The organism is uncultured Desulfovibrio sp., assembly GCF_944324505.1.
GTDB lineage: Bacteria > Desulfobacterota > Desulfovibrionia > Desulfovibrionales > Desulfovibrionaceae > Desulfovibrio.
This window is the reverse complement of record NZ_CALUWO010000001.1, coordinates 40303-54432: the sequence shown is the minus strand read 5'-3', so window position 1 is coordinate 54432 and position 14130 is coordinate 40303. Positions and strand designations below refer to the sequence as shown.

The window sequence follows — 14130 nt, the reverse complement described above, 5'->3', positions numbered from 1 at the left end:
ATATGCTGTAATTATCTTTTTTTAAAGAAGAAATGTTGAAGGCTACGGGAGTAACTATTTAGGGTGCGCATATATGACCTTTTTATCTTGTTCGTACAGCGAAAAAGAAGCAATCGCAGCAGTGATAAAAACAACTTGATCAGCAAATATGAGGGAAATTTTTCCACTACATGGATACATTGTGTATACCCAAAGGATGGAAAAGCTATTATTTGATTTTTTATTAAATTTTTTTTGATATATTCCAAAAAATTTGGAAAGTAAATAGTCAGATCTAGGCATTTTTGAAATGCGGAAAAACAATTTTGAGTGTCTATTTCACTAAAAAAATTGCCAAACTCTGAGAATGCATTTTTTGATCTTGTATCGATAGATAGTCCGCATTTATATTTAGCGATAATATGTTGCATCTGTTTAGTATCATTGTTAATTACGGGAATACCATGCTGTAGCGCTACAGAAAATTTAGTTGAAGAAAGTCCAATTTCCTGTATGTTTTTCCCAGTAAACAAAGAATCATATGTTGCTTTATATAATACAGCACAACAGTCAGCGGACTGAACAATGTTTCGAAACTCTTCAGGTGTTTTGGCTTGTTCACACGAATAAAATATTTTTTTATGGGAAGGAAAGGGAGGATTTTGTATACCGTATCGTCCATGAAAGACAATGACCCAATTTTCTGGAAGCGCGTCAGCATGTTCGGCAAGCCAGTCGGCCATAGTCCATGACGCTATGCTGCCCATATGGAGGAGGATTTTTTTATCCAGAGGAATATTGCAGCGCTCATGTAAAAAATGGGATCTTCTGTGTGGAATAATCCCGCTTCCCGCAACGGGTATTCGCAAAATTGGACATGTCAGACCATATTCATTTTGTAAGATCGCGGCTCGCAGTTCATCTTGAGTAATAGCAAAGCGTGCGGATTTTGCTGCAGTTTTCATGTTATGTATAAAATTTTTTTCATCAGCTGTTTTTGCTTCTTCCATGAAAAAAATTTCATAACTCAAAAATAAAAAGGGAATTTGTGCCGTCCGATAAACTTTTTCAGCATCACACACTCCTCCATCAATACCAATGCAAAAATTCCATGATGAACCAACTGATGAAAGAGGCAACTGAAACGGCACAATGATATCATTAAAGAAAGGATTGCCTGCTAAATCATTGATTGATTCTGTAGCGTAATGGATATAATCAATAGAATAGCCTGAATTAATAAGAAGCTTAGCTATGCTCTTGAGGTTGACATTGCTTCCAACATTTCCTTCAGGATGGAAAATAGCAATTTTCTTTTTCATTTTGAGACAAGCATCCAAGCATTCCACGTATCACGTGCTGGTAGACTTTCCATGCGCCATGCACCTTCAGCTCTGACATGAAAGCCGCTTAAACGTGCAAGGTACCGAAGCTCCGGCATAAACCAGTACCGCATCATGTGCACTTCAGATAGAGATGTCTGATTTGCGGTCAGCTTATCAACAAGATCAATAGAGTAGTGCACCTCTATAATATTGTCATTGACGCGGTGCACAGGATGTGCATGGCGGCGCACCAGCGTTTTGTCATCCTCCATAACGCGGTCACGTTCTGTTGGTGGATCGGTCAAGACGCCTGGCCCGTACCAGAAGTCAAAAAGAAAACAGCCCCCGGGCTTTAAATGACAGCGGGCCGTCTCCAGTACGGCACGTGCGTCTTCTTCCGTATTTTGGTAACTCATCACGTGGAACAGACTTGTCACGGCATCAAATTGTGCATCAAGCCGAATCGTTCGGGCATCACCCTCCAGCAGGCAGGGGAGGGGAGTATTTCCTGGCAAAGGCGGAGCGGTGCCAAGCATTTGTCGCCCCATGTCCAGCATGGTGGTAGACATATCAACGCCAGTGACGGCGACTCTCCTGCGGGACATTTCCAGAGCATGACGGCCTGTGCCACATCCCAGATCAAGCAATGTTCGTGGAAGAGAACTATAGCGCTTCAAGCAGGACAGTACAAAATCTGTTTCGCCTGCATAGTCCTTGTCCTGATAGAGGACATTGTAATAGCGCGCATAATCACCGAAGACCGTCATAACTCCTCCTACCGGCGAAATGCAGCAATAACGTCGCAGACTCGATCAATATCCGATTCGCGCAGGTTACTTCCACTGGGCAGATAAAATCCATTATCCGCCAGCCAGTCGGAAACCGGATAGTTGCCATCGCAATAACATCCGAAGTTCCGCAGAGCCGGCTGGCGATGCATGCCATTGAAGAAAAGCCGTGTGTCGATGCCCCGTTCGTGAAGATGAGCAATAAGCTCGCCGCGCGTGTGCCCGTATGCGGGCGAGACAGTAAGCCCGTTCATCCAGTACACATTTTCCCCCTCGGGGGTATCCTGCTGCAGATGTATACCGGGAATGGCGGATAGTCGTTCCCGGTACAGCCGGCCATGCTCCTGGCGCAGGGCCTTATACACGTCCGCGCGTTCGGTCTGGGCCAGACCGATGGCGGCATGAAGATTACTCATCCGGTAGTTGTAGCCAATATGCGCATGCAGATAGGTGCGGGGCGCATCCAGCGGAAAGCACATATTTTTGAAGTAGCGACAGGCTGCTGCCAAATCGTCATCATCGGTAACGACCATACCGCCTTCGCCCGTGGTGACATTTTTATTGGCAAAAAAGCTAAACGCTGCAATACGGGACAGTCCACCTGCCTTCCGCCCCTGATAGCAGGCGCCATGTGCTTCGGCGGCATCTTCCATGAGCCAGAGTCCGTGACGCTCGGCAATACAGCGCAACGCGTCCATGCTACAAGGATTTCCGAAAATATGGACAGCCATGATGCCCTTGGTGGCAGGCGTAATGTGCCGTTCCACGGCTGTAACGTCCATATTCCATGTGTCGGCATCTGCATCCACAAAGACTGGTTTGGCCCCACAGTAGCAGACAGCCAGGGCCGAAGCAATCATGGTAAAGTCAGGAATGATGACTTCATCGCCGGAGCCGATGCCAAGTGCTCGTAACGCCAGATGCAGAGCCGCTGTACCATTGCACACAGCAATACCGTGCCGGACGCCACAATAGTCAGCAAAGGCCCTTTCAAAGGATGAAACATAACTTCCGGCTGAGGAAATCCAGCCGGTGCTGACGGCATCCGTAACGTACTTGAGTTCATTGCCGGCCAGCAGAGGTTCACAAACGGGAAGGACAGCCGAATTCATGTTACCCCTTGTTCGTCAAAAATTCATATGTCAACTCAGCCAAACAAAAATCATCTTCAGTATCAATATCAATTGATTCTAAACGTGGAATCGTATAAAGTAAAGGCTTTTTCCCTATGCGTCTGTGTAGATTGCAGATAACATCACGACTAAAAATATAAAAGCAAGAATTGTCTTCATAGAGAGGAGGTAAGTTTTGAGTTTGTATAAGCTCATTAATGTTATGGTTGATAGGAGAAAATTTGTTGTCATAAAATCTGCTGTGAAATTTATTAACTGATAAGCAGCTGTCATACTCATCTAGGTGAGCAAAGTACGTTGTAACTGCATTTGCAAACGTAGAAGATTGCACACATGGGTTGGTAACATGTGTCTGAATAAAATATTCGCCAGGAAATGCACTGATGGTGTCTTCTATAAGTAAGTTAACTGATACATCATCACCGCACAATATATCAGGTCTGTGATATATGCAAATACGATTTGAATTGTTTTCATTCAAAATGATTCTTTCTAGATCGGCTGAGTCGATATTAATAATAATTTTGTCAATCGATTTGACAGAAAGCAATGCCGAGATAACATACGTAAAAAGCGGTTTACCACAAAACAGGCGAAAGTTTTTTTGTGGAACACGCTGAGAATGCTTTTTAATAGGAATTATGGCCGAAATCATGACAACCTCGCTGAATTATTTTTGAACAAAACGTTTACTAAGAATTGATGTCCAAGAAGGATGGAGCATGGTAAAAGTCCATCCATCCTGTTCGGCAGTACAAAATGCTTTTTCCAGCAAGTCACCAAAATTAAGTTGCTCATAAAAGTTTTTTTTATCATCCGGACAAAAGAAGGAGTAAAACGCTGGATGGTGACGGCGCAAATCGTCCACATCGTCCGAATAATGCTCTTTAGTAGAATTTTTCCAAAAAAGAGAATCAGAAGGGGCCTTCCCATCGAAACCCCATAAATATACATTTTTACTTAAATATGAAGCAATAGGAAGCAAAAGAAGACCAAGCACATTGCCTAAAGCTGGGAGCTCAAATCTCTCCATTGTGTGATGGAAATCCGTACCTGCGCCGCATGGAACGGGCACGAGCTGCGAGTTGGAAATTTCCATTGTCCTCCTGACCATGCCATCAAAGATTTGTGGGTAGACGAAAATACACTTAGGGCTCTCTGACAAGCGTAGCTGCAAATCGTGACGGAAATGCTTTGCAAATTTTTCATTACTAAAATGGTAAAGAGCATCACCTGCTACAATAATATGTGGAGAAATGTGGTGCCACATTTCTGAATTTTTTACTATTGTGTTACAAACAATACGATAACCATCGCTCCAATCGTGTTCGATCGCTTTATCGAGTGAAGGGCCTGTTCCAAATATGTAGGCTTTTGACAGTTTCTGAACTTTATCTACCCAGTTCTGAAAAGTGTTTTTGCTTTCTTCAATATCAGATGAAAAAGCATGAACATAATCTGAAAATCGACACCACTCCCACGCGTCAAGTGGATTTAATCTCCAATCTATATCAAATATCGTATCTGCGTGCTGTGTACTTCCAAAACTTAAAACAGGAAAAGAGTCAGGAATGGAGCTATCAGGGAGATATACTGTTGATATTTCTGGGCAACCGTAAAAACTTGCACGAGTTTTAATCTCTTGAAGTTCACTAGCAGTGATATCTTCTCCTTCAATATAACAGGTATGAAACTTGGTAGGTGCAATATGGGGTTTTCTGAATTGTTTTCTGTAAATATTTTTCAGGCCTGAGTAAAATGGTAGCTTTCGTAAATATCTTTTTATACCTTGTCCAGCCACAGTATTCTGTGAAGGCTTATGCCAACTGGAAAAATCACTAATAAAACTGGATAGAGAATGCTTTTCTGAAATATCATATGATTCTGATGGGGAAGTACTCCCTGTTTTCTTTGCAATTATAGTTGTATATTCATTCTGGAAGCATGGCTCAAAACCAGCCTTCTTGATAAGGAGCGAAAAATGATAGGGCGTAAAATGAAATAGGTGGGCAATCGTAAAATAATGCTGTAGCGATATGTAATCCATGGTAAAGCGGTAAATATTAGGAACTTCAGCAAGTATAATTCCACCTGGCTTAAGGGAAGACTGAATCCTTGAAAGCATTTCAACAGGATTAGGGATATGCTCCAAACAATGACTGAAAATAAGTATATCTGCATTATCTTCGATAGTCCCATCTTGCTGACGAAGATCTAATCCAAGTCTCCGTCCAAAATCCATATAATTTTTGTTATAAGCATAGCCAATGCAGAAATTATTCCGCCGCATAAAGGGATACAGGATTCCGCCAGATGAACAACCGATTTCAACTATTTTCTTTTCTGAAAAATTACCTAAAACTGATTGCACTATTTTATAATAACGAAGACCAATTTTATTTTGTTCATAAAAATAATCTCGATTAGCAAAATCACTGCCAAAAGTCATCTTATGATAATCATTTTTGTAAAAAGCAGCGCATGTCTCCTCTGTAAAAATTTCTTTGTTACGTAAAAGTCCACATGTGCAGCATTGAATAACAGGGCAAAAAAAACCATTACGATCGAATGTCGATACTTCAACACCATCAGCAGTAGATCCGCATATAGGGCACGTCGAGCGTTGAGTAATATATTCATGAGTATCGAGGGCATGTTGTACTTTTTCTATAGCAGCCAACTGAATCTGACTTGCAGGAAAACATGGAGTAGGAGTAAACATAACCCACCTCATTTATACAAGATTTGTACAAGTTTTTGGGGAAGAAGAAAATTCTTTTTTTGTGCTAAGCACTCACACGCAAAATCAATAAAATCATTTTTTCCCTGTTGTAGTGCAAAAAGATTGTAAGAATCTATCTTGTGAGTAATAAAGCTAAATTGATTCCAATGTATTGACCGTCGATATATATACGCATTAAGATACAATTTAGCCATAGTTTGCTGTTTTTCAGTTAGTGATGGAAGTTTATGGATTGTTAAAACTTTTTCTAAAAATTCAGGCAGCGTGGTAGAATCATATGTAAATCCTTTTCCAAGATAGTGCACATTATCTCTTATGGCTGTCAGAACAATTTTACCACGACATGCAAGCTCTAGACCGACAGTTCCAAACCCTGTTATGCCACCATCAATGACGTTGAATAAATCCTCCGTACTTATGCAATCCTCGTTAGGAATTAGTGTAATATTCTGTGGTAACTCAGCAAGTTCCTTCATACAAAAAGCAAAAAGTGTCTTTTGTTGAGGGGTCCCACGCTGGTATTCCGCTGGGTGAAAACGAAGCAGCCAGTTAACAGATGTATTTTTCGCCATTGCCCGAATTGTTTCGACAGTCCAATCTGAAAGATTCTTAGTTAAAAAAAAGCGGCAATCATGCCCATCCCATAGAAGGTGTGGGAAAAAAGCAAAAGTCTTTTTTCTTGGATCAATATTATACTTTGAGTAAAAAGCATCGATAGTAAAATTTTTATTTTTCTCATCAAAAAATGTATAGCGTCTGTTAGAGTATTTTTCTGTCAAATACGCCTCGGTAGCATCTAAGCTTTTCTGATCAATCCCCTCAGTCTGACATTGCTCCCAATCTTCAGAAGTCAGTGTTGTTGTAAGCATTTTATTGGGGTGTTTATACCATTGCAACGTAAAATCACTTTTGCAAAAAGAAAATGAAAAAGCAGCAAAGGGAATATTCATTTTATGACATAACTGTACTATTCCGAAATGCTCCTGATATGAAGGTTCTATCCCAATGACAATATCAGGGGAAAACTCTTGTATAGCCCTTAATGTTGCTATTAGGTGGTATGCGGATGTAATAGCCGAGCGTTTAATATCAGTAAGGGAAATATCTGCATAGTCTGTCATATTCATACGGATAATGCTGCTGCGGATACCTGCTGAAAGATCGATTCCATTATAGACAAATTTGAAGTCCCAAAAGCCACCTGAAATCTTTTCTGCTGCCTTGATAATATTATTTCGATCTTCCTTGGAGATTACGTCATCTAGTGATACTATCTTTATGCCAAAAGCGTTAAACCAAGAAAATTTATGTTGTTTGCAATATTCGCATACAGACTGTGCCGAGGATATATTTGGATAAAAGTTATAGCATAAACCAATAGGCAGCCCTGTACAATCAAGCGATATGACTTTAGCGCCACGTAGCTTAAGGGCAAGCCGTGAAAAGCACCAAAATGGGAGAGAGAGCAAACTCCCCCCAACTGGCGTTACAAGTATTGTTTTCCCGGCTAAAATGCCATTTTTCCGCTCTCGCAAAAAAATTTTCTGAAGTTGAAAGATTCTCAATATCAATTTTTCCTTATATGTTGCCATCAAGGAAAAAAGTTTATTTTTCAGGCAGAGAATGCGTATCATATGTTCAAAACTTTCCCAAAAATAATTGTAAATACACCTTAAACTCAAGATGTTAACCCTTGCAGCTTTGATAAAAGAATTGTCGTCTTCGTTGTAAATTGAATCATATCAGAAAGATTATCTATATCCGTGCAATGTGCAGTGATGAAAGATAGGCGTTGAGAACCGTAAAGACAACCTTGATCAAGAATTTGTTGAGATCTCAAAATATCAATATAACCATTCCCTTGGTAAGCTTTTGGGCATTGCTGCCGAGGCAAACTCATAAACTCTTCGCCCATTAAGCCAGAGAAAGTGCCGTCAGCATTAAGCGTAAAATACTTGCAAGGAGGGTGCGCCACTTCATGGGCCGAACATAAGGAGGTGGCTTCAGGATGTTCCAAAAATTTCTCTATAGCCTGATCCATGATTGAAGGATCACGATCAGGACTCGTGGGTCTCAGATGAACGATTAGCGAAGGCACCCTGCCTTCATGCTCAGCCAGCCATAACAGGGCGTGCATGAGGAAGCCGATATCCTGGGCTGTATCAGTGGAAATAACGGCTGGACGCAGAAAAGGTACCTCGGCACCATATTTGCGCGCTACTGCAGCATATTCTTCACTATCCGTGCTGACAATGACTCGATCGATATGCTTGCATAGCCTGGCTGCCGCAATACTCCAGGCAATCAGGGGATGCCCGGCTACCGGCATTATATTTTTGTTAACAATGCCTTTAGAGCCGCTTCGTGCGGGAACGATGGCAACTATGTTGTTCGTATATAGCATAAACTATTTTCTCAAGCTGTGCCTGAGTCCATTTATCATGAGAAATTCACTTTAAAAATCTATTTTAGAGATGTGCGCACGCAGCTTCTTGGCAACAGGCTTTTCGGCTTCGATAATCCGCTTTACCCCGTCACCAAGAGCCAGCTCCATTTTGCGCACTGTCCCGCACAGCATCCGCAGGCCGGCACCTTCAAGGGAGGCGGCCTGGTCCGATCCGTACATGGCGCGATCCAGCGTTATATGGCGTTCAAGCGAGGAGATACCCATGCCAACAGCAGCATAGGAGACGGCCAGTCCAGACTCATGCCCGCTGTATCCGACAGGGCAGTGGAAGGTCTCCCGCAGAGTTTGGATGCACCGTAAATTGGCATCTTTCGGATCCAGGGGATAGGTGCCCACGCAGTGCATCAGCTCGAACGGACAATTGGCTTCCCGAAAAATACGGACAGCTTTTTCTACCATGGGCATGTCGCTCAGGCCCGTTGAAATAAAGGTATGTTTGCCTCTGCTGGCGACTTCCCGCAGAAAGCTCTCGTCTGCAAGCATCGCAGAAGCTACTTTGGCATGGGGACAGTCAAATTGATCAAGAAAGCGCAGGCTATTAATGTCCCAGGCCGATGCAAACCAGATAATATTTTTTTCCTTGCAGTAGCGGTCAATCTCTTCAAATTCTTCCTGACCGAATTCCAAGGCCTCTTTCTGGTCACGTTGCGTTGTGCCCCAGGGGCTTTCGCGTGGCGAGTCCAGATACTCTTTGCTGTAGACAAGATTGATATCACGCTTCTGAAATTTGACGGCATCACATCCACAGTCGGCCGCAAGATCAATAAGCTGCTTCGCCAGGGCAATATCCCCATTGTGATTGATGCCGATTTCCGCGATGATAAAAATGGACATGGCTATCCTCGTTTGTTGGCAAGAAAAAGTTCACAAAGCTCACGTACGGCGCCGTTTCCGCCTGCTGCTGCAAGTTTGATCTGAGCGAGCTTACGAATGTCGGGATGAGCATCCGCAGGGGCGGCTGACAGCCCGCTAAGCGCCATGGCAGCATAATCGTTCAGGTCATTTCCCATGTATAGAATTTCCGTACGGCTGATGTTTTCTTTTTTCATCAGATCGATGAGAAATTTCTTTTTATCTCCGCAGCCCTGGAAGCATACAATACCCAATTTATGCGCCCGTGCCTGCACGACGGGATTGAGTTCCGTTGACAGGATGCAGCACTTGGGACCTCCCGCCTTCTTCAGCATGGCAAGTCCCAGGCTGTCCGCACGGCTGCAAGTGACGCTTTCCGTGCCATCTTGCGCAACCATGACTTTATTATCGGTAAAGACTCCATCAAAGTCAAAAATGATCAAGCGAATGGACTGCAATATATTTTCATGAATACTTTGAAAGGTTTTTTCAGAGGACAGACAATTCGTCCCGAAAATATTTTGCTCAAGTTGCGCACATAAAGCATGATAAATCGGAAGATGAAGCTCTTGAACAGCAGGTGTTGTTTGCGCCGGTACGCGTATTTCTACATCGCAGTATTGCGCCATGGTGCCACCGTCACGGCCGGTGAAACCAAGTGTCCGTAATCCCATTGCCCGTCCAAGGCGTAGCGCGTGAATGAGATTTCTGGAATTGCCGGATGTGCTGATAGCCCACAAGACATCCCCGGGCTTTCCTAGACCAAGCACTTGTTGTGCAAAAGAGTATTCGGCGTCCACATCATTGGCAAATGCTGTTGGTAGCGCGACGCCACTGACAAGAGATAGAGCAGGAACAGGTTGTTGTAGTTTATCAAGAAGGGCATTATCCACAGGGTAAGGTGAATTGCAGATCAGTTGTCGACGGCATGCAGGAGTTAATGGTCTTTGCAGTAGAAAGCCTTTCATCAACTCGCCAACAATATGCTCGGCATCGGCAGCACTACCGCCGTTGCCGCAAACAAGGATTTTATTTCCGTGTTGTGTGCAATCCTGCAATAGGTCTACAGCGCTGTGGAGAGCCTCCTGAAGCGCTGAAAGGCATGGGACTCGTTGAAGTAAATTTGATATGTATTGCATTATTCAAAGGTAAAGATACCAATTACGGTATCACAGAGTTTATGCCTTGCCAGGCATTCAGCATATGCTGTTTCTGCCTGACTATCTGTAAATTGCGAATACACATTTTGGCCCCCAGGCTTTCCCTCCGCCAGCCAATACAAGTGATTTGCCAAGGGGTATCTCTGGAATTGAATGAATTGCCTTGCTCGTAATCCTGCTTTTTCAGCGCAAGTACGGAGTGTTTTCTCAGTAAACAGGTACAGATGGCAACTCCAGTAGGTAAATTCCGAAAAATTTTTATTTTTATAGAGCGTCAGCAGAGCATCATCTGCTGAAGGCACTTCAATAATACAGGTTGCTCCTCGTGCTGCATGCCCACGGATTTCGCGAAGCATGCCGATGGGGTCTTTGATATGCTCAAGTACGTGAAAAAGGGTAATAACGTCAAAATACTTTGTTTTCGGAATGTCAGAGATTGATGGATAGACTTCAAGATCGTTTTCTTCAAAGTATGACACAAGAGCTTTCTCTGGCTCCACGCCACACAAGGTTTTGGCATAGGAACGCCCCGCAAGCAAAAAGCTCCCCGCACCACAGCCGAAATCAAGCAGGTCATGCCCGGTTATTTGCTTTCGAAACATTTCTATCCGTCGCCTGGTGTCTTCTTCAGACCGCTGCAGAAGCATTTCAGGAGTAATATCTGATGGAAGCGCGTCATGCATATGACCATCACTGTAAAATGCATCATCAATATGCGATACGGAGGAGAGTTGCACAAGACCGCAGGTTGTACACTCCAAGGGAACAAGATGAGCATTGTCGCGCGCATGGCCCTGGCGCTGAATGGCCCCTGTGCCACCACAAAGATAGCATGTAAAATTATTCATCGTCTTATTGTTCCCTTTGCATGCTGCGCGCAAGTTGCTGCAAGTGGATTTTATACGCCGGCAACACAGTTTCTGGACGGCCTGCCATTCTAACGGATCCATCTTCTATCCAATAAATGAAGTCACACTTTTCCACAGTTGTCAAGCGATGGGCCACTACGATCATGGTGACCTGTCCGCTCAGGTTGTTGATGGTATGCTGAATGGCCTCCTCGGAAGCACCATCCAGGGCGCTGGTGGCCTCGTCAAACAGCAGAACCTGGGGATCATGGTAGAGGGCGCGGGCAATGGCCACGCGCTGGATTTGCCCGCCGGAGAGGCGCACGCCCCGTTCTCCGATTTCCGTATCAATGCCGTCAGGAAGTTCATCCAGAAAATTCATGGCCGCCATGTGGCAGCAGCGTAGAGCGCGGTCACGATCAATGAGTTTTCCCCACTGGCTGAAGGCCACATTTTCCAGAATGGTGGCATTAAGCAGAAAAGGGGACTGGGGGACATAGCCGATGCCCTGCATCCAGCCGGGAAGCTGCTCTGCCGTCAAGGGATGACCGTCCACGCACAGGGAACCCTGCGTGGGCAGATACAGTCCGGTCAACAGGCCGACGACAGTACTTTTTCCCGCACCGGACGGCCCGATCAGTCCCACCATGCTACCTTTGGGAATGCGCAGATTCAGATTTTGCAGCGCCTGTTTGTTCTTATCTGCGGAGGGGTAGCGGAAGCTCGCGTCCTCAAGGCGTAGTTCGTGGTGCAGCGGGCAAGGAGTAGGCGTCACCGTTTCGCTACCTGTGACACGATCCAGCTCCGCCAGCATTGTCAGCACAGGCTCCAGCATGGGCAGCTGTTGCTGCATGGCGATGAGATTTTGAATGACCCGGTTCATGACCGGCAGCAGCCGCCAGGCGATTGCTGCCAGCAGGGCCAGGGTGGCGCTGACTTGCGCCAGACCGGCTCCCTGCCAGTACAGGATAAGCACGGTTCCCAGCAGCAGCCCTGTTCCCAGCCATTCCAGTACCCAGGAAGGAAGGGGAGCAAATAGCGGCATACGGCTCTGTACATGCGCCAGGCGCGTTTCCGCATCGGCGTACTGGGCAATGAAGGTCTCCTGCTGCTGGTAGATCATGACTTCGCGGATACCATTGAGGCTGGTATGCACGGTGCGACCGGAGTCCTGCTGCGCCTGGGCGCTTTGTCGGCCAAGCGCGTATACACAGGAGCGGCTGAAGCGAAAGACCAGCCATGCGCAAGTGCCGGTAATGCTCAGGATCATGGCGCTGACCAGCGGAGCCATAACACTTATGGTTACAATGAGGATGCCGGTCACAAAAAGTTGAGAAACAACCTGCAGGCCGCTGAAGAGAAAAATGCCCAGTGTGCTGCGCCAGCTCAAAACTGTGCCGAGATAGCTGATTTTCTGTCCTGTGTGCCAGAGATAGGGGGCGTGCAGATAGCCAGCAAACATCCGTATACCAAATTCGCGCCCCACAAATTGACTGAAACGACTCTGCCGCCACGTCAGAAAAGCCAGCAGCAGAGTTTTCACAAGGACAAAGACACACAGTCCCCCAAGCACCAGGGCCAGCAGCAGGCGTGGATCATCGATTACCGGTTGCAGCCATGGAAAACAGGCCACAATGTGCCGCATGCTTGACGATTGTGTAATTGTCTGCGGCGTGGCCAGCACCAGCCCCAGCATCGACACCAGACCGGCCAGAAAAAATTCTGCCAGAGCAGCCACAATAGCCAGCGCCAGAACGCTCCAGAAGCTTCGGCGCAGCGGAGGAGGAAGCGCAGCATATATCTGCTTGAAAACTGTAACGAGCTGGGCTTTCAGCATGATGACATTTTTGTTTTATAAATAATGCGTGCAGAAATCCGCATACGCTGCTTTCAGCCCTTCTTCCAGGCCGATGCGCGGTCGCCAGCCCATGGCGAACAGTTTGCCTGAGTCCATGAGCTTGCGCGGCGTGCCGTCGGGCCTGGAAGGATCTGTAAGGATCAGACCTTTATAGCCCACCACATGTGCTACCAGGTGGGCGAGATCCATAATGGTCATCTCCTTTTGGCTTCCTACGTTGACGTGCTCAACATCCGAATAGTTTTCCAGCAAAAAGACGCAGGCGTCGGCCATATCATCCGCATGCAGGAATTCCCGGAGGGGCGCACCCGTGCCCCAGATCGCCACCTGTGAAAGGCCTTTTGTTCTGGCCTCATGGAAGCGGCGAATCATGGCCGGGATGACGTGGCTGTTTTCCGGGTGATAATTGTCTCCCGTACCGTACAGATTGGTGGGCATGGCGCTGATGGCGTCAAAGCCGTACTGCTTGCGATAGGCCTGGCACATCTTGATGCCCGATATCTTGGCCAGGGCATAGGCATCATTGGTGGGTTCCAGTGGGCCGGTCAGCAGGTATTCCTCTTTGATGGGCTGGGGACAGAGACGGGGATAAATGCAGGACGAACCAAGAAAGAGGAATTTCTTTACGCCTGTCTGCCAGGCAGTGTGAATGACGTTGTTCTGGATCTGCAGATTCTCGTAGATGAACTGGGCCGGATAGGTGGCATTGGCCTGGATGCCGCCAACCTTGGCCGCTGCCAGCACCACGTAGTCTGGCTTTTCGTCAGCAAAAAAATCACGTACGGCCTGCTGCTCGGTCAGGTCCAGTTCCGTATGGCTGCGCACGCACAGGTTCTCGTAGCCCGCACGGTGCAGGGCCCGGCAGATGGCGCTGCCCACCAGGCCACGATGGCCGGCCACAAAGAATTTTTCATCTTTCTGCAACATGATGCCCTCGTTGTGGCAAGGGGCCGGCGATACACGTCTCGGTCCTCAGA

General features: G+C 45.9%; 12 protein-coding genes. All 12 read right to left on the bottom strand.

The window, feature by feature from the left end; all coding sequences use genetic code 11:
• Positions 1–11 precede the first annotated feature (11 nt).
• Genes Q0J57_RS00225 through Q0J57_RS00170 form a run of 12 tightly spaced genes read right to left on the bottom strand, consistent with a single transcriptional unit; the run spans position 12 to position 14080 of the window.
• Positions 12–1301, bottom strand: coding sequence for a hypothetical protein (locus Q0J57_RS00225; RefSeq protein ID WP_297215462.1), 1290 nt, complete (start codon positions 1299–1301; stop codon positions 12–14).
• Positions 1298–2071: a class I SAM-dependent methyltransferase gene (locus tag Q0J57_RS00220; RefSeq protein ID WP_297215459.1), complete on the bottom strand. Its 774-nt coding sequence runs from the start codon at positions 2069–2071 to the stop codon at positions 1298–1300. Before Q0J57_RS00220 ends, Q0J57_RS00225 begins: the two co-directional genes overlap by 4 nt.
• A gap of 8 nt (positions 2072–2079) precedes the next feature.
• A complete protein-coding gene (locus tag Q0J57_RS00215) occupies positions 2080–3204 on the bottom strand; it encodes a DegT/DnrJ/EryC1/StrS family aminotransferase (RefSeq protein ID WP_297215457.1) in 1125 nt (374 codons plus the stop codon).
• 1 nt (position 3205) lies between these two features.
• Entirely contained in the window at positions 3206–3880 is a 675-nt protein-coding gene (locus Q0J57_RS00210) for an acylneuraminate cytidylyltransferase family protein (protein WP_297215454.1), read from the bottom strand.
• A gap of 15 nt (positions 3881–3895) precedes the next feature.
• The gene (locus Q0J57_RS00205; RefSeq protein WP_297215452.1) at positions 3896–5947 is read right to left on the bottom strand and encodes a methyltransferase domain-containing protein; all 2052 of its coding nucleotides are present in this window, start codon (positions 5945–5947) and stop codon (positions 3896–3898) included.
• Positions 5948–5955: 8 nt separating this feature from the next.
• On the bottom strand, positions 5956–7602 hold the full coding sequence (locus Q0J57_RS00200; protein ID WP_297215448.1) for a hypothetical protein: 1647 nt from the start codon (positions 7600–7602) through the stop codon (positions 5956–5958).
• A 44-nt stretch (positions 7603–7646) separates the two neighbouring features.
• Complete coding sequence (locus Q0J57_RS00195) at positions 7647–8372, bottom strand: acylneuraminate cytidylyltransferase family protein (protein WP_297215445.1); 726 nt, start codon at positions 8370–8372, stop codon at positions 7647–7649.
• A 51-nt stretch (positions 8373–8423) separates the two neighbouring features.
• Complete coding sequence (locus Q0J57_RS00190; protein WP_297215441.1) at positions 8424–9269, bottom strand: N-acetylneuraminate synthase family protein; 846 nt, start codon at positions 9267–9269, stop codon at positions 8424–8426.
• Positions 9270–9271: 2 nt separating this feature from the next.
• Entirely contained in the window at positions 9272–10426 is a 1155-nt protein-coding gene (locus tag Q0J57_RS00185) for an SIS domain-containing protein (protein ID WP_297215438.1), read from the bottom strand.
• A complete protein-coding gene (locus Q0J57_RS00180; protein WP_297215435.1) occupies positions 10426–11295 on the bottom strand; it encodes a class I SAM-dependent methyltransferase in 870 nt (289 codons plus the stop codon). Before Q0J57_RS00180 ends, Q0J57_RS00185 begins: the two co-directional genes overlap by 1 nt.
• Before the next feature lie 4 nt (positions 11296–11299).
• Positions 11300–13132: an ABC transporter ATP-binding protein gene (locus tag Q0J57_RS00175; protein ID WP_297215432.1), complete on the bottom strand. Its 1833-nt coding sequence runs from the start codon at positions 13130–13132 to the stop codon at positions 11300–11302.
• Positions 13133–13147: 15 nt separating this feature from the next.
• Complete coding sequence (locus tag Q0J57_RS00170) at positions 13148–14080, bottom strand: GDP-L-fucose synthase (RefSeq protein ID WP_297215430.1); 933 nt, start codon at positions 14078–14080, stop codon at positions 13148–13150.
• Between the last annotated feature and the right edge of the window lie 50 nt (positions 14081–14130).